This window comes from Rhizobium sp. 05L429 (genome assembly GCF_056397645.1).
The window spans coordinates 37189-52574 of sequence record NZ_JBFTNV010000002.1 but is presented as its reverse complement, the minus strand read 5'-3'; the positions used below and the strand labels follow the sequence as shown (position 1 = coordinate 52574).

Annotated in this window: 14 protein-coding genes, 2 tRNA genes and 1 riboswitch; of the genes, 14 read left to right on the top strand and 2 right to left on the bottom strand. The window is 60.5% G+C overall.

All coding sequences use genetic code 11. The features are described from left to right. Nucleotides 1-22: 22 nt before the first annotated feature. The 4 genes from lon to AC1DNW_RS01930 all read left to right on the top strand — a co-directional run bounded on the left by lon (nucleotide 23) and on the right by AC1DNW_RS01930 (nucleotide 6588). The gene (gene lon / locus AC1DNW_RS01945; protein WP_113311785.1) at nucleotides 23-2440 is read left to right on the top strand and encodes an endopeptidase La; all 2418 of its coding nucleotides are present in this window, start codon (nucleotides 23-25) and stop codon (nucleotides 2438-2440) included. 208 nt (nucleotides 2441-2648) lie between these two features. Further along, nucleotides 2649-2924, top strand: coding sequence for a DNA-binding protein HupB (hupB, locus tag AC1DNW_RS01940; protein ID WP_003558438.1), 276 nt, complete (start codon nucleotides 2649-2651; stop codon nucleotides 2922-2924). Between the two features lie 121 nt (nucleotides 2925-3045). Further along, a riboswitch (FMN riboswitch) is annotated at nucleotides 3046-3198 on the top strand. Between the two features lie 184 nt (nucleotides 3199-3382). Then, complete coding sequence (locus tag AC1DNW_RS01935; protein ID WP_477851789.1) at nucleotides 3383-4291, top strand: DMT family transporter; 909 nt, start codon at nucleotides 3383-3385, stop codon at nucleotides 4289-4291. A 95-nt stretch (nucleotides 4292-4386) separates the two neighbouring features. Then, nucleotides 4387-6588, top strand: a complete 2202-nt coding sequence (locus AC1DNW_RS01930; protein ID WP_113301285.1) for an esterase-like activity of phytase family protein — start codon at nucleotides 4387-4389, stop codon at nucleotides 6586-6588. Between the two features lie 84 nt (nucleotides 6589-6672). On the opposite strand, the gene AC1DNW_RS01925 is transcribed toward AC1DNW_RS01930, so the two are convergent. Beyond that, entirely contained in the window at nucleotides 6673-7572 is a 900-nt protein-coding gene (locus AC1DNW_RS01925) for a LysR family transcriptional regulator (RefSeq protein ID WP_477851788.1), read from the bottom strand. A gap of 104 nt (nucleotides 7573-7676) precedes the next feature. Here AC1DNW_RS01925 and AC1DNW_RS01920 point away from each other — a divergent pair, with 104 nt between their 5' ends. Then, nucleotides 7677-8666, top strand: coding sequence for a zinc-dependent alcohol dehydrogenase family protein (locus AC1DNW_RS01920; RefSeq protein WP_113311783.1), 990 nt, complete (start codon nucleotides 7677-7679; stop codon nucleotides 8664-8666). A gap of 71 nt (nucleotides 8667-8737) precedes the next feature. Here AC1DNW_RS01920 and AC1DNW_RS01915 read toward each other — a convergent pair whose 3' ends face one another. Beyond that, complete coding sequence (locus AC1DNW_RS01915) at nucleotides 8738-9724, bottom strand: aldo/keto reductase (RefSeq protein WP_477851787.1); 987 nt, start codon at nucleotides 9722-9724, stop codon at nucleotides 8738-8740. A 149-nt stretch (nucleotides 9725-9873) separates the two neighbouring features. Between AC1DNW_RS01915 and AC1DNW_RS01910 the strand changes: the two genes are divergently transcribed. From AC1DNW_RS01910 to AC1DNW_RS01870, 9 genes are all read left to right on the top strand, one after another. Further along, nucleotides 9874-10275, top strand: a complete 402-nt coding sequence (locus tag AC1DNW_RS01910) for a (R)-mandelonitrile lyase (RefSeq protein WP_113311782.1) — start codon at nucleotides 9874-9876, stop codon at nucleotides 10273-10275. 375 nt (nucleotides 10276-10650) lie between these two features. Further along, nucleotides 10651-10727: transfer RNA gene (locus AC1DNW_RS01905), tRNA-Asp, on the top strand. Nucleotides 10728-10798: 71 nt separating this feature from the next. Further along, nucleotides 10799-10875, top strand: a tRNA-Asp gene (locus tag AC1DNW_RS01900). Between the two features lie 248 nt (nucleotides 10876-11123). Further along, on the top strand, nucleotides 11124-11489 hold the full coding sequence (locus AC1DNW_RS01895) for an NADH-quinone oxidoreductase subunit A (RefSeq protein WP_008521906.1): 366 nt from the start codon (nucleotides 11124-11126) through the stop codon (nucleotides 11487-11489). After that, a complete protein-coding gene (locus AC1DNW_RS01890; RefSeq protein WP_113310752.1) occupies nucleotides 11480-12064 on the top strand; it encodes a NuoB/complex I 20 kDa subunit family protein in 585 nt (194 codons plus the stop codon). The genes AC1DNW_RS01895 and AC1DNW_RS01890 overlap by 10 nt, the downstream gene beginning before the upstream one ends. 18 nt (nucleotides 12065-12082) lie before the next feature. Further along, nucleotides 12083-12685: an NADH-quinone oxidoreductase subunit C gene (locus AC1DNW_RS01885; protein WP_113301231.1), complete on the top strand. Its 603-nt coding sequence runs from the start codon at nucleotides 12083-12085 to the stop codon at nucleotides 12683-12685. 66 nt (nucleotides 12686-12751) lie between these two features. Next, nucleotides 12752-13942 carry an NADH-quinone oxidoreductase subunit D gene (locus tag AC1DNW_RS01880; RefSeq protein ID WP_113301232.1) on the top strand — a complete coding sequence of 397 codons (1191 nt, stop codon included), beginning with the start codon at nucleotides 12752-12754 and terminating at the stop codon, nucleotides 13940-13942. Then, on the top strand, nucleotides 13942-14214 hold the full coding sequence (locus tag AC1DNW_RS01875) for a hypothetical protein (RefSeq protein ID WP_113301233.1): 273 nt from the start codon (nucleotides 13942-13944) through the stop codon (nucleotides 14212-14214). Before AC1DNW_RS01880 ends, AC1DNW_RS01875 begins: the two co-directional genes overlap by 1 nt. Nucleotides 14215-14230: 16 nt before the next feature. Further along, nucleotides 14231-15382, top strand: a complete 1152-nt coding sequence (locus AC1DNW_RS01870; protein ID WP_113310753.1) for an NADH-quinone oxidoreductase subunit E — start codon at nucleotides 14231-14233, stop codon at nucleotides 15380-15382. Nucleotides 15383-15386: the final 4 nt, after the last annotated feature.

Here is a 15386-nt window from a genome sequence, read left to right as displayed (position 1 = left end):
GGGACGATGGAAAGGAATAAAAATGACGAAGAAAACGTCTGTAGCGAGCAGCACCGCCTATCCTGTTCTGCCTCTGCGCGACATCGTGGTTTTCCCCCATATGATCGTGCCGCTGTTCGTCGGGCGGGAAAAGTCTATCCGCGCGCTCGAAGAGGTCATGGGTTCCGACAAGCAGATCATGCTGGTCACCCAGATCAACGCCAGCGACGACGATCCGGACCCGTCGGCGATCCACCGCGTTGGTACGGTCGCGAATGTGCTGCAACTCTTGAAGCTGCCTGACGGCACCGTCAAGGTTTTGGTCGAAGGCCGCGCCCGCGCCGAGATCGACAGCTACACAGGCCGCGAAGATTTCTACGAGGCCCTTGGCCATGTGCTCGAAGAGCCGCATGACGATCCGGTCGAGCTGGAAGCGCTCTCCCGCTCCGTCGTGTCGGAATTCGAGAGCTACGTGAAGCTCAACAAGAAGATTTCGCCCGAGGTTGTCGGTGCGGCCAGCCAGATCGACGACTATTCCAAGCTCGCCGATACGGTCGCCTCGCATCTGTCGATCAAGATCACCGAGAAGCAGGAGATGCTGGAAACCACCAGCGTCAAGGGCCGCCTCGAAAAGGCCCTCGGCTTCATGGAAGGCGAGATCTCGGTCCTGCAGGTCGAAAAGCGCATCCGCTCTCGCGTCAAGCGTCAGATGGAGAAGACCCAGCGCGAATACTATCTGAATGAGCAGATGAAGGCGATCCAGAAGGAACTCGGCGATGGCGAGGAAGGCCGCGACGAGATGAGCGAACTGGAAGAGCGCATCGCCAAGACGAAGCTCTCCAAGGAAGCCCGTGAGAAGGCTGACGCTGAACTGAAGAAGCTGCGCCAGATGAGCCCGATGTCGGCTGAAGCCACCGTCGTGCGCAATTATCTGGACTGGCTGCTCGGTATACCCTGGGGCAAGAAGTCGAAAATCAAGTCCGATCTCAATAATGCCGAGAAGATCCTCGAAGCCGATCACTTCGGTCTCGACAAGGTCAAGGAGCGCATCGTCGAGTATCTGGCGGTTCAGGCTCGCGCTACCAAGATCAAGGGCCCGATCCTGTGCCTCGTCGGCCCTCCGGGTGTCGGCAAGACCTCGCTTGCCCAGTCGATCGCCAAGGCGACCGGCCGCGAGTACATTCGCATGGCTCTCGGCGGCGTTCGTGACGAAGCTGAAATCCGCGGTCACCGCCGTACCTATATCGGCTCGATGCCCGGCAAGGTCATCCAGTCGATGAAGAAGGCGAAGAAGTCGAACCCACTCTTCCTTCTGGATGAGATCGACAAGCTTGGCCAGGACTATCGCGGCGATCCGTCTTCCGCTCTGCTCGAGGTGCTGGACCCGGCTCAGAACTCGACCTTCATGGACCACTACCTGGAAGTCGAATACGACCTGTCTGACGTGATGTTCATCACCACGGCGAATACGCTGAACATTCCGGCTCCGCTGATGGACCGCATGGAAGTCATCCGTATCGCCGGCTACACCGAAGACGAAAAGCGCGAGATCGCCAAGCGACATCTGCTGCCGAAGGCCATCAAGGAACATGCGCTGCAGCCGAACGAATTCTCGGTCAGCGACGATGCCCTGATGGCGATCAGCCAGCAGTACACCCGCGAAGCCGGTGTCCGTAACTTCGAACGCGAACTGATGAAGCTCGCCCGCAAGGCGGTCACCGAGATCATCAAGGGCAAGACGAAGGCGGTTCATGTCACGGCGGCGAACATCGACGACTATCTCGGCGTTCCGCGCTTCCGCCACGGCGAAGCCGAACGCGAAGATCAGGTTGGTGTTGTCACGGGTCTTGCCTGGACGGAAGTCGGCGGCGAACTGCTGACGATCGAAGGCGTCATGATGCCCGGCAAGGGCCGCATGACCGTCACCGGCAACCTGAAGGAAGTGATGAAGGAATCGATCTCGGCAGCGGCATCTTATGTCCGCTCGCGCGCCGTCGATTTCGGCATCGAGCCGCCGCGCTTCGACAAGAGCGACATTCACGTGCACGTGCCGGAAGGCGCGACGCCGAAGGATGGTCCGTCGGCCGGTGTCGCCATGGCAACCGCGATCGTCTCGATCATGACTGGCATTCCGGTCAACAAGGATGTGGCAATGACGGGTGAAATCACCCTGCGCGGTCGCATTCTGCCGATCGGCGGCCTGAAGGAAAAGCTGCTCGCTGCGCTTCGCGGCGGCATCAAGAAGGTGCTGATTCCGGAAGAGAATGCCAAGGATCTGGCCGAGATTCCGGACAATGTGAAGAACAACATGGAGATCATTCCGGTCTCCCGCATGGGCGAAGTGATCAAGCATGCGCTGCTGCGTCGTCCCGAGCCGATCGAGTGGGATGGCACGGTGGAAACGCCCGTCATTGCGACGGTCGAAGGGCTTGATGATGCAGGTGCGACCATAGCTCATTGAGCCTTGGCCGCCACATTTATGCCCAATTGTTACAAATCTTGAAAAAGGCCGGCGGTAACGCCGGCCTTTTTTTGTGAAAACGTCATGTAGGCGCTTGCTTTTCCTTGATTTGCAGGGTTTTTGGGTTCCCGGCGGGCCTGATAAAAGCGATTTCTGCGCCTAGCTTACAGATTGAGTTGTTTCAAACCATAGAGAAAGGGGTGGAAACATGAACAAGAATGAACTCGTGTCCGCAGTAGCCGAAAAGGCTGGACTCACGAAGTCTGACGCAGCATCTGCCGTCGACGCAGTTTTTGATGTTGTGCAGGCTGAACTGAAGAACAAGGGCGACATCCGTCTTGCTGGCTTCGGCAGCTTCACGGTTTCTCATCGCGCTGCCACGAAGGGTCGCAACCCGTCGACCGGCGCCGAAGTCGACATCCCGGCACGCAACGTGCCGAAGTTCACGCCCGGCAAGGGCCTGAAGGACGCCGTCAACGGCTGATACGAGATTGTCCGCTGGCCGTAAACGAGAACGGCCGTGCAGGATTTTGAGGGGGTTCGGCATCGCCGGACCCCTTTTTGTTTTCGCCGCTTGCGGCACTCGGTACTTTGTCTTACGACGACAATGTTCTCAGGGCGGGGTGAAAGTCCCCACCGGCGGTAAGGGCTAAGGCCTGAGCCCGCGAGCGCCTTCTCAAGCCTCGGCTTGGAAAGGGTCAGCAGATCCGGTGTGATTCCGGAGCCGACGGTTAAAGTCCGGATGAAAGAGAATGAGCATGGCCGCGCGCGGGCAGGGATCTGCAGGCGTCTGCGTGCCGTCGCCTCATGCGTCCTGATTTATGTTTGGTCTCCTGCATAATTCCCCAAGTCGGAATCGATTTAGGGGCGAAATTATGCAGCAATTCAAAGTTCGACAGCGTCCTTTGCGCGTCTGAAAAGACGCGCGGCGCTGTAGTCCGGATGGAAGACATGAATCAGAATTCCCTTGCAGTCTCGCATTCCCGCGCCGTTGCCGGTGCAGCCTTCATGGTGCTTGGAGGCGTCGTCTTCTCGCTCCTCAATGTCGTCACCCAGTGGCTCACGATGACGCTTGCCTTCCCGGCGACTTCCGCAGCCTTCTGGCAATACGGCTTCGCCTTTCTTTTTTCGTTGCCCTTCCTGCGCAAGGTCGGTCTTTCCGCCATGCGCACGGACTATCCCTGGCGGCATGTCGTGCGCGTCGTCTTTGCCGCGCTCGGCGTCGAGGCCTGGGTTTCCGGCCTTGCCTCGGTGCCGATCTGGCAGGCGATCGCGCTCGTCATGACCTCGCCCTTCTTCATCATTCTCGGCGCGCGCCTGTTCCTCGGCGAACGGGTCGGACCTGCTCGCTGGATGGCGACGGGAACAGGCTTTGTCGGAGCGATGATCATCCTTCAGCCTTGGTCGGACAGCTTCACCTGGGCGGCACTTCTACCTGTTATCTCGGCCCCGCTTTGGGGCGCCTCCTCGCTCATCACCAAGAGCCTGACCGGCATCGAGAAGCCGGAGACGATCACCGTCTGGCTGCTAGTGCTGCTGACGCCGATCAATGGCGGCCTGGCGCTCGCAGCGGGCTTCGCAGTGCCGACGGGCGCAGCGCTTGCGCTTTTCCTTCTGGCAGGCCTCCTGACGGTCGTGGCGCAATATCTGCTGACCCTTGCCTATGCGAGTGCCGACGCCGCCTATGTGCAGCCCTTCGATGACCTGAAGCTGCCGTTGAACGTGCTCGCGGGTTGGCTTTTCTTCGGCTATGCGCCGGCTGGTTATCTGTGGCTCGGGGCAGCGCTCATTCTCGCCGCGTCGCTCTTCATCATGCGCATCGAGATGCTTCGCGAACGGCAGGCGGCCTGACGCGAACTGTACAAATGTCGCAGGCTGTCATGTGTCTGTCATGGCAGTCCCGCAAAAAACCTCTGTTCGATTTTTTCGGCATTGGGGGATTTTCAATGACATCGTCTTCGCGCAAGGCAGCGATTGCTGCCGTGCTTTTCGCGTCCGTTGCCTTCCCGGCAGCGGCTGAGCCGGTTTTCAACCGCATCGCCTCTTTCCCGGTCGCGACCAACCTGCCGGCCGACAAGGACAAGCTTTCGACCACCTCGGCCGAAATCATCACCGCCTCGCAGGATGGCAACACGCTGATCTACAGCGATAGCCCGCTCGGCGCGATCGGCTTCATCGACATCACAGATGCCAAGGCACCCAAGGCCGGCGGCGCGCTGATGATGGACGGCGAGCCGACCTCGGTCACATCAGCAGCCGGCAAGGCGCTCGTCGCAGTCAACACCAGCGAGAGCAAGCAGAAGCCGTCCGGTCGTCTGGCGATCGTCGATATCGCCAGCAAGAAGATCGACGCGACCTGCGATCTCGGCGGTCAGCCTGATTCGATCGCCCTCAACAAGGACAGGACGCTCGGCACCATTGCCATCGAAAATGAGCGCGACGAAGAGGTCAACGACGGCAAGATCCCGCAGATGCCGGCTGGCGACCTCGTCGTCTTCCAGGTCAAGACCGACGGCACCGTCGATTGCGGCACGATCAAGCATGTCGCCCTGACCGGTCTCACAGGCGTTGCCCCGGAAGATCCGGAGCCGGAATTCGTTGCCTTCAACAGCCAGAACGAAATTGCGCTCACGCTGCAGGAAAACAACGAGATCATCATTCTCGACGGCACGACCGGCACGGTGAAGACACACTTCACCGCCGGCAGCACCGATCTTTCGGGCATCGACACCAAGCGTGACGGCGCCTTGAAGTTCACCGGCGAGAAGAAGGGCGTCCTGCGCGAGCCGGACGCCGTGAAGTGGCTGGACGACAACCGTCTCGTCGTCGCCAACGAAGGCGACTATGAAGGCGGCTCGCGCGGCTTCACCATCTTCGACAAGACCGGCAAGGTTCTCTACGAATCGGGTAGCTCTTTCGAGCGCGCCGTAGCGGCCCTCGGCCATTATCCGGAAAGCCGCTCCTCGTCGAAGGGCGTCGAACCGGAGGGTCTCGAAGCCGCCAAGTTCGGCGATGACAATCTGTTCTTCGTGCTCGCCGAGCGCGCTTCCGTCGTCGGCGTCTACAAGGATACGGGTGCTGATCCGGAACTGCTGCAGATTTTGCCGTCAGGCATTTCCCCGGAAGGCGCGATTGCCATTCCGCAGCGTAACCTGTTTGCCACCGCCAACGAACTCGACCTCGGCAAAGATGGGGGCACGCGTTCGCACGTCATGATCTATGAGCGCGGCGAAGGCGAAAAGGCCTATCCGCACATCGTCTCCGCCGAGAAAGACGGCAACCCGATCGGCTTTGCAGCCCTTTCGGGACTCGCCGCCGTCCCGGGCAAGCCGGGCATGCTCTACGCCGTCAGCGACAGCGTCCTGGGCTCGCAGCCGACGATCTACACGATCGATGCCACCAAGAAGCCGGCCGTCATCACCGATGCACTTGTCGTCAAGCGTGACGGTGCTCCGGCTCAGAAGCTCGATATCGAAGGCATCGCTGTTGCTGCCGACGGTTCCTTCTGGCTGGCTTCGGAAGGCTATACCGAGCGTCTCGTGCCGCACGCCCTCTACAACGTGACCGCCAAGGGCGACATCAAGACCGAGATCGCCCTGCCGAAGGAACTGCTCGCCAACGAAATCCGCTATGGCTTCGAAGGTGTAACGATCATCGGCACTGGCGACGATGCAACGCTCTGGATGGCCGTTCAGCGCGAGTGGAACGACGATCAGAAGGGCTTCGTGAAGCTTCTCTCCTATAACCCGAAGAAGAAGGAATGGGGCGGCGTTCGCTACCCGCTCGACAAGAGCGAAGGCGGCTGGGTCGGCCTCTCCGAAATTACCGCCCAGGGCGACAGCGTCTACATCATCGAACGCGACAACCTCGTCGGCGATGCAGCCAAGCTGAAGAAGCTCTACAAGGTCGCAATCTCCGACCTGAAGCCGGGCAAGCTCGGCGGCGAACTGCCTGTCGTCAAGAAAACGGAAGCCCATGACTTCATCGGCGACCTGAAGTCGGCCACCAACGGCTATGTTCTCGACAAGCTGGAAGGCTTCGCCTTCGACGCATCGGGCAAGGCCTTTGCCGTGACCGACAACGACGGCGTCAGCGATTCTTCGGGCGAGACCCTCTTCTTCCCTGTCAACCTGACCGCCACGAACTGAGTTCGCATTTCCACGAGATGGAAAGGCCGGGTTTTCGCCCGGCCTTTTTTCTTTGGTCCAATCGTGTCGGGCGATCTGGCGTGCCTAGGTCATGAATCTGGGAAGGGCAGCCGCCAAGGCGTCGAAGGCAAGGCGGACTTTGAGCGGCAAATGCGGTGTCTGTAGCCAAAGGGCATGGCAGTCGTAGAGAAACGCCGGCTGCTCCGACAGCAGCACGTCGAGCGTTCCTGCCTGTACGCGGTCGCGAATCAGCCAATAGGGTAGCCAGGCAAGCCCCATGCCGGCCACCGCCGCGTCGGCAATCGCATCGAGATCATCGAGCCGCAGCCGGCTGTTCGGCCGGATTTCCAGGGGAGGGTGGTCGATGCGCGGAAAGAGCCAGGGGCGAAAGCGAGCCGAGCGCGCGTAAATTATCGCGTCATGCCTGCCGAGATCCTCCAGTTGCTGCGGCCTGCCGTGTACCTCGAGATAGGCCCGCGAGGCGCAGACCACCATGCGCTGACGCGCCAGGCGACGAGCGATGACGTGCGACCGGTCCTCGAGTTCTCCGGTGCGGATCGCGAGATCATAGCCGTCTTCTGCAAGATCGACGATGGGATCGCCGAGCGACAGGTTGAGTTCTAGATTTGGATATCGCCGGGCGAGTTCGAGCAGAACCGGGAGCACGCAGTGCCGGCCGAAATGCGCTGGCATGGCGACACGCAGCTTTCCGCAGGGTTCGGAAAGGTGATCGATTGCGAGTGCGTCTGCCGCCTCCGTCTCGGCAAGGATCATCCGGCAGCGTTCGTAATAGGCACGCCCAAAATCCGTCAGGCTCTGGCGGCGCGTCGTGCGATTGAGCAAGCTGACACCCAGCCGCTCCTCTAGAAACCGAATGTGCTTGCCGACCATCGGCCCGGACAGGCCAAGCGCGGTCGCCGCTGCGGCAAAGGAGCCGAGATCGACGGCCTTCACAAAAACGGTCATGCTGGTGAGGTGATCCATATTACAAACTCATGGTTTCTTCTGTCTTGCTCTTCGGCCAATTTATCTTCAACTGCTCAGTCGTCATAGCTCATTCGTTTCAATCGTTTTGGAGTTGATGGCAAATGGCACGCATAATCCGCTTTCACGAACTCGGCGGTCCCGAGGTTCTTCGCATTGAACATGTTGATGTGACACCACCCGGGCCGGGGCAGGTTCAAATCCGGGTCAAGGCGCTGGGCATCAACAGGGCCGAGGCGCTGCTGCGGTCCGGCGCCTACATCGAGATGGCACCTCTGCCGTCTGGCCTGGGTCTGGAGGCGGCCGGCATCGTCGAAGCGGTAGGCGAGGGCGTGGAGAGTGTTGCGCCGGGTGACGGCGTCAGCATCATTCCGCCGACCTCCATGGTGCGCACGCCCGCTTATGGTGAACTCGTCACATTCAACGCCGAATCCGTCGTCAGGCATCCGCCGTCTCTCTCCTGGGTGACGGCGGCCGCGACCTGGATGCAGTATCTCACCGCCTATGGCGCGCTCATCGATATTGCTCGGCTGCAGAAGGGGGATTTCATTGCGGTTACTGCGGCATCGAGCAGCGTGGGGATTGCCGCGATCCAGATCGCCAACATGGTGGGCGCCACGCCGATCGCGATCACCAGGACCGGGAAAAAACGTCAGTCACTACAGGATGTCGGTGCTGCGCACGTGATTGCATCGCAGGAAGAGGACATTGAGGCAAGACTGAGTGAAATCGCCGGGCCGGAAGGCGTCCGCGTCGTCTTCGATGCCGTGGCAGGCCCGATCTTCGGACCGCTGACGGCAGCAATGTCCTTGGGCGGCATTCTGATCGAATATGGTGGACTGAGCACGGCGCCAACACCTTTTCCGCTGCCCGCCGTACTCGGCAAATTCCTGACGCTGCGGGGCTATCTCGTTCATGAGATCACGCGCGATCCGGCCCGACTGGAAGCGGCAAAGCGCTTCATACTGGAAGGGCTAGAATCCGGGGCTCTCGAACCCGTCATAGCGAGGACATTCCCGTTCGAGCAGATCGTTGAGGCGCATCGCTTCCTGGAATCGAACGAGCAGTTCGGCAAGATTGTCCTGACGGTTTGATCCGGTTCGCGCCGAACGAATATCTCAGGCCCGGCCGATTCAGCCGGTCGGGCCTGAAGAGCAGTCAGTGCCTACCAGCGCTGATGCACATGCGGTGCGATCAGACGCTCGTAGATCTCGCGCGTCGCGGCCATGACATCGGCAGAGAGCGGCGCAAGATCGGCAGCGCCTGCGTTCGCCTTGGCCTGCTCGGCATTGCGTGCACCAGGGATGACGACGGTGACGGCTTCCGCCATCAGGATCCAGCGCAGCGCAAAGGCGGCCATGCTGGCACCTGCCGGCACGAGCTTGCGCACTTCCTCGACTGCCCGCAGGCCGACCTCGAAAGGCACGCCCGAGAAGGTCTCACCGACATCGAAGGCCTCGCCGTTGCGGTTGAAGTTGCGATGGTCATCGCTTGCGAACTTCGTGTCGCGGGTGATCTTGCCGGAGAGCAGGCCGCTTGCAAGCGGCACGCGCGCGATGATCGCCACGTTCTTGCGACGGGCTTCACCGAAGAACAGGTGATCGGGACGCTGGCGGAAGATATTGTAGATGATCTGGATGCTGACGACGCCGGGATATTCGATCGCCTTCAGCGCTTCCTCGACCTTTTCGACACTGACGCCGTAGCCCCGGATCTTGCCGGCCTTCTGCAACTCGTCCAGACCTGCGAAGGCCTCGGGGCGATAGAGCACCTCCGTCGGCGGGCAGTGAAGCTGTACGAGGTCGAGGCTGTCCACCTGCAGGTTTTTCAGGCTGCGATCGATGAAGCCTTCCAGATTGGCTTTGGTGTAGCCCTCAGTGACGTGCGGATTGAGACGGCGGCCGGCTTTGGTCGCGACCATCGGGCGTTCGCCACCGCGCGCCGTCAGCACGTCGGCGATGATCTTTTCGGAGCGGCCGTCGCCGTAGACATCGGCGGTGTCGATAAACGTCATGCCGGCGTCGAGCGCGGCATTCAGAGCGGCGCGGCCGTCCGCTTCGCTGACATCGCCCCAGGAGCCACCGATCTGCCAGGCGCCGAAGCCGACATCAGTGACGGTGAAGGGCAGGCGGCCGAAAGCATGATGTTTCATGGAAATCCTCCGTTCGTGATGAAAGGCCTTCGCAGTAGCAGCCGCCGGGTGGGGCGGCAATTGCCGATGCCGCTTGGATCGCCTGCTGCGATCAAATATCCTTGTCCACGACGGCTTTAATCGCAGACGACGGAAGAACAGGAGAGATCATGGATATCAAGACCGCAGGCTCACGCCCCTCCACAAAAGGTCAGGCCGATTATTTCACCGGCTCCGTCCGCCTCGATCCGCTCGTCGAGGCGCCGGAGCCGGCGCGCGTGCGGGCATCTCACGTAACCTTCGAGCCTGGCGCGCGCACCGCCTGGCATACCCATCCCCTGGGTCAGACGCTGATCGTTACGTCAGGCAGAGGTCTCGCCCAGACATGGGGTGGGGAAATCAGGGAAATCCGCCCGGGTGATGTCGTGTGGTTCCCGCCGGGCGAGAAACATTGGCATGGCGCAAGCCCCGAGAGCGCGGTGAGCCATATCGCCATCCAGGAGGCATTGAATGGCAGCGTTGCGGACTGGCTAGAGCAGGTCAGCAACGAAGAATATGCCGGCAAGGCCTGATGTGCGTTTAGCCTCTAAGAGACACGTGCATGCTATCCGGACATCCGTTTCGGATATTTGTCGCAGGAGAGGAGGGTGTTTCAGGCGCCTGCGCTCTATCCGCGCTGACCGATTGTGGAAAACGCGGCGCAGCGGATCAGCGTGAGGGGTGACACGGAACGCATGGCCAAGCGCTTCGGCGGCAAGCTCGTGCGGGCAAAGCGGAATTGCCGACTTGCCGGGGATCGGCGCAACTTTCCGAAACAATTTCAGGACTGTCATGGTTTTGTCTCCAAACCTGCTTGACACTAAAAGGCGAACCCCTTAGTTAGCCGCTCATCCCAACGGCCAGCCCGTTCGGAGAGGGTGCTCAGGCACCGGATTGCTTGAAAGAATGCGGGTGTAGCTCAGTCGGTTAGAGTGCCGGCCTGTCACGCCGGAGGTCGCGGGTTCGAGCCCCGTCACTCGCGCCATTTCAAGCAGGCGGCAAATCGTCGCCTCTGTCCGGTTTCGTGGTATCTTCACGGTCCGAAAGGTCCAATGCGCGGGTGTAGCTCAGTCGGTTAGAGTGCCGGCCTGTCACGCCGGAGGTCGCGGGTTCGAGCCCCGTCACTCGCGCCATTTTCTTCCTGAAAGCCATGCAGTTTCCGAGGGTCAGCCATGCGGCCTTCCGCAACTTTTACGGATTTGTCGCGACATCGTTGCATCTGCTTGATAATGTCCTTCTCACGCTGTTCGAATAGCTTCTGTAAAAGTCTTGCGCCGGGGCTCCGGCTGCGCTAACCACGGCTTGTTGCAACGCACGTTCGCTTGCCGGGCATTTGCCCAGTTGCGCCGCCAGGCGCCGCCCGCAAGCAGGGATGAACATGATGACTGAACTGCTCAGTTCCTATATTCCGATCGCTATTTTCATCGGCATCGCGCTCGTAATTGGCCTGGCGCTTCTCATTGCGCCGTTTGCCGTTGCCTTCAAGGCGCCCGATTCGGAAAAGCTTTCGGCTTACGAATGCGGCTTCAACGCATTCGACGACGCTCGTATGAAGTTCGATATCCGCTTCTACCTCGTGTCGATTCTCTTCATCATCTTCGACCTTGAGGTCGCCTTCCTCTTTCCGTGGGCCGTTTCCTTCGGCGCCATCGGCTGGTTCGGCTTCTGGTCCATGATGGTCTTCCTCCTCGTGCTGACCATCGGCTTTATCTATGAATGGAAGAAGGGAGCCCTGGAATGGGAGTAGCCCCCGCTGGCAATCAGACGCTTGTCGCGCAGCAGCCGAAGGGGATCATTGATCCCTCGACCGGTAAGCCGATCGGCAGCAACGACGCATTCTTCGGTGAGATCAACAATGAGCTCGCCGACAAGGGTTTCCTCGTCACCTCGACCGATGAGCTGATCAACTGGGCTCGTACCGGCTCGCTGATGTGGATGACCTTCGGTCTCGCATGCTGCGCCGTCGAGATGATGCAGCTCTCCATGCCGCGTTACGACGTCGAGCGCTTCGGTTTTGCGCCGCGCGCCTCGCCGCGCCAGTCGGACGTCATGATCGTCGCCGGCACGTTGACCAACAAGATGGCCCCCGCGCTCCGCAAGGTCTACGACCAGATGCCCGAGCCGCGTTACGTTATCTCGATGGGCTCCTGCGCCAATGGCGGCGGCTACTATCACTATTCCTATTCGGTGGTTCGTGGTTGCGACCGCGTCGTGCCGATCGACATCTACGTGCCGGGCTGTCCCCCCACGGCGGAAGCACTGCTTTACGGCGTGCTACTGCTGCAGAAGAAGATCCGCCGCACCGGCACGATCGAACGCTAAGGGCAAGGACAGGAAATTATGAGCGAAGCCCTCACTGAGCTTTCGTCCTACGTTTCGGAAGCGCGCGGCAATCTGATTGCCGCCTCGCAGCTCAAATACGGCGAGCTGACGCTGACGACGACTGGCGACAATTTGATTCCGTTGCTGACCTTCCTGCGCGATGATGCCAAATGTGGCTTCATCAACATGATTGACATTTGTGGTGTCGACTGGCCGCAGCGCGAGCTGCGCTTCGATGTCGTTTATCATCTCTTGTCTCCGAAGCAGAACCTGCGCATCCGGGTGAAGGTGGCGACCGACGAGGATACGCCGGTTCCGTCCGCTTGCGCCGTCTATCCGGGCGCCGACTGGTTCGAGCGCGAGACCTGGGACATGTACGGCGTCCTCTTCACCGGCCATCCGGACCTGCGCCGCATCCTGACCGACTACGGTTTCGAGGGTCATCCGCTGCGCAAGGACTTCCCGACGACCGGTTTCGTCGAGGTTCGCTACGACGATGCGGCAAAGCGCGTCGTTTACGAACCTGTCGAACTGAAGCAGGAATTCCGCAATTTCGATTTCTTGTCCCCCTGGGAAGGCACGGAATACGTGCTGCCGGGCGACGAAAAGGCGAAGCAGTAAGTTTGAGGCGTGTGGCGGGCTTTCGCCCGCTGTTCACTGACTACCTGAAAAAGCGAGCCCATCGCCATGACCGAACATAACGTCCGTAACTTCAACATCAATTTCGGGCCGCAGCATCCGGCAGCACACGGCGTTCTGCGTCTTGTGCTGGAGCTTGACGGCGAAATCGTGGAGCGCGTCGATCCGCATATCGGCCTGCTGCACCGCGGTACCGAAAAGCTGATCGAGACCAAGACCTACCTGCAGGCCGTTCCCTATTTCGACCGCCTCGACTACGTGGCGCCGATGAACCAGGAACATGCCTATGCGATGGCGGTCGAAAAGCTGCTGGGCATCGAAATCCCGATTCGCGGCCAGCTCATCCGCGTTCTCTATTCGGAAATCGGCCGTATCCTGTCGCATCTTCTGAACGTCACGACGCAGGCCATGGACGTCGGCGCGTTGACGCCGCCGCTCTGGGGCTTCGAAGAGCGCGAAAAGCTGATGGTGTTCTACGAGCGTGCTTCCGGCTCCCGCATGCATGCCGCCTATTTCCGTCCGGGTGGCGTCCACCAGGACCTGCCGGAAGATCTGGTGCAGGATATCGGCAAGTGGTGCGACCAATTCCCGGGCAAGCTCGATGATATCGACGATCTTCTGACCGGCAACCGCATCTTCAAGCAGCGTAACGTCGATATCGGCGTGGTTTCGCTGGAGGATTGCTGGGCCTGGGGCTTCTCTGGCGTGATGGTACGCGGTTCGGGCGCCGCCTGGGACCTGCGTCGCGCGCAGCCCTATGAATGCTATTCGGATCTTGAGTTCGACATTCCGATCGGCAAGAACGGCGACAACTACGATCGTTACCTGATCCGCATGATCGAGATGCGCGAATCGGTGAAGATCATGAAGCAGTGCGTCAATCGCCTGCTCGGTGATGCCAAGGCAGGGCCCTTCTCCTCCATAGACGGGAAGGTCGTTCCGCCGAAGCGCGGCGAGATGAAGCGCTCGATGGAAGCGTTGATCCACCACTTCAAGCTCTACACCGAAGGCTATCACGTTCCGGCCGGCGAAGTTTACGCTGCCGTCGAGGCGCCGAAGGGCGAGTTCGGCGTCTACCTCGTCTCCGACGGTACCAACAAGCCTTACCGTTGCAAGATCCGCGCCCCGGGTTATGCGCACCTGCAGGCAATGGACTTCATGTGCCGTGGCCACCAGCTTGCCGACGTCGCGGCCGTTCTCGGCTCGCTCGACATCGTGTTCGGCGAGGTGGATCGCTGATGCAGGCTCTGCCGCTCGCAGCTGCACTTCTTCTTTCGGCTTCCTCCGCCTTTGCGCAGGAGGCCGGAAAGCTCGGCACGCCGCTGGGCCACGAGGAAGCACAGCCGCCGGCGGAGCAATCGTCCATGGGCGAGCTTTTGTCCAAGGGCTATCAAATCAAGGCCGCCGTGCCGAATGGCGGCAAGTTCGTGGTATTTATGCAAAAAGACCAGTCGGCCTATGCCTGTGAAATGCAGTCTTTGACTGCTTCGCGGTGTGGAACGCTAAACTGACAAGGCGTGAGGAAGAATGTCCGTTCGTCGATTAGCCGAAGATCAATTCCAGCCGGCCGCATTCGCTTTCAGCGATGAAAATGCGGTCTGGGCGGAAAAGACGATTCAGAAATATCCCGCAGGCCGTCAGCAGTCAGCGGTCATTCCGCTGTTGATGCGTGCGCAGGAGCAGGATGGTTGGGTCACCCGTCCGGCGATCGAAAAGATCGCCGACATGCTGGACATGGCCTATATCCGTGTTCTCGAGGTAGCGACCTTCTACACCCAGTTCCAGCTTCATCCTGTCGGCACCCGCGCTCACGTGCAGGTTTGCGGCACGACGCCCTGCATGCTGCGCGGCTCGGAAAAGCTGATGGGCGTCTGCCGCAGCAAGATCCACCAGCATCCCTTCGAACGTAACGCCGAAGGCACGCTCTCTTGGGAAGAGGTCGAATGTCTCGGGGCTTGCGTCAACGCGCCCATGGTGATGATCGGCAAGGACACCTATGAGGATCTGACGCCGGAGCGCCTGGAAGAGATCATCGATACATTCGGGGCTGGCAACGGCGCGAGCATCAAGGTCGGTCCGCAGATCGATCGTCATCTGTCCTCGCCTGAGGGCGGTCCGACGACGCTTCTGGACGCCGTCGCCGTCAGCCGCACCCGGATCGAAGATACCCCGGCAATCGCCCCCGCCGACGGTGCGCCGGTTCCGCCCTCCGAGGCCGCTCGCCCAAAGAGCACCGATGCCGAGACCAATGCGTCGCTGAAGACGCCTGCGACGGCGCCGAAGGCGTCGGCGAAGAATGCGAAGGCTGCCGAAGTTCAGCCTCTTTCCGGAACGGCTGCTTCCGAGCCGGCTCCGGTGGTCGCAGTTACAGCTGCAGCGGCTGCAAAGCCATTGCTGACGGACAAGAATCGCCCGGCCGGCATCGAAAAGCCCGCCGCTCCCGACGATCTCAAGATGATCTCCGGCGTCGGTCCGAAGATCGAAGCAACGTTGAACGAAATCGGCATCTTCACTTTCTCGCAGATCGCGGGCTGGAAGAAGGCCGAACGCGAATGGGTCGATGGTTTCCTGAATTTCCGCGGCCGCATCGAGCGCGACGACTGGGTCAAGCAGGCCAAGGCGCTCGCCAAGGGCGGCGAAGCGGAATATATCAAGGTCTTCGGCAAGAAGCCGCGGTAAGAGG